Annotated in this window: 1 protein-coding gene; it reads right to left on the bottom strand. The window is 59.7% G+C overall.

Annotated features, from left to right (window positions below; translation table 11 throughout):
- Window positions 1-992: ISL3 family transposase (locus JQK15_RS26465; RefSeq protein WP_214869630.1), on the bottom strand; the 992-nt coding region annotated here is incomplete at its 3' end.
- Between the last annotated feature and the right edge of the window lie 17 nt (window positions 993-1,009).

Genomic DNA, 1,009 nt, shown 5'->3' with positions numbered 1-1,009 from the left:
CTTGGCCGAGTACGAAAGACGTCTAGGCGCTGTCCGCGTAGGACGTCCCGAACGAGTTTGCGGCTGTGACCAGTCTGCCGGACAATCTGCCGGATGGAAGTGCCGCTTTTGGCCAGTTCCTGGATTGCCTCATTGGTTTCCTGACGACGAAGGTAACCTTCGTACTGCAGCTTCTCAGCATAGGTGAGAAGCTTGGGGTCGACGACATTGCTGCCGACCGCTTGCCTGATCTGCCGCATGGATTTGCTGACGGCGTCGAGAAAGGCTCGGCTCGAATTCTCCATGAGATGCCAACGATCGGCAACCTGCTCGGCATGAGGGAGCCCTCGTGCGATCGCCTCACCATAACCGCCGCCGCGGTCTCGAGCGACGATGGATATGGACGGGCGTTTGGCAAGCCAGGCCCGTGACGTTTCCAGTGCTCGATCAGGCAGAAGGGTGACCGGCTTGCGGCGCTCCAGATCGCAGACAATCGTTCCGTAAGTCTGGCCTCGGCGGAAGGCAAAATCATCAATACCGACAACATGGAGGTCGTCACATCGATCAACAGCGTGCCGCCGCACCACCCGCAGCAAAGTGTCCTTGCTCACCGGCACCATTAGACGGTTGACAAATGCGGCCCCAGGTCTCCCGCCCAATGCGAGGCCCAGATGCTGGACAATTGTCTCAAGACGTTGAGTACGCCGGCCATATCGCGCCAGGACACCTACATCGAACCGTTCGCAGAAGATGCGCCGACCGCACACGACCGCGTCACACCAGAAGCGGCGCGCCTGGATCGTTAGAACGACACGGCGGCCCGCCAACGGTAAATCCGAAGGTCTCCGCACATACCGGCTCTGAACTCGCTGGCTTGGGCGGCCACAATCCGGACAAACGCCTGAAAGGCAGCGAGAACGCAGTTGAATATGGAAATCATCTCCGACACCCTGCAGCGACACCACCGCAAAGCCTTCAGGGGCAAGACGCGCTCGTTGAAATCGCCCGTGCATGACAGATCCTCCCAGTA

This window comes from Sphingobium sp. BHU LFT2 (assembly GCF_018604485.1).
GTDB classification, from domain to species: domain Bacteria; phylum Pseudomonadota; class Alphaproteobacteria; order Sphingomonadales; family Sphingomonadaceae; genus Sphingobium; species Sphingobium yanoikuyae_A.
Note: the sequence above shows the minus strand (reverse complement) of the source record. Positions and strands in the feature narration are given on the sequence as shown.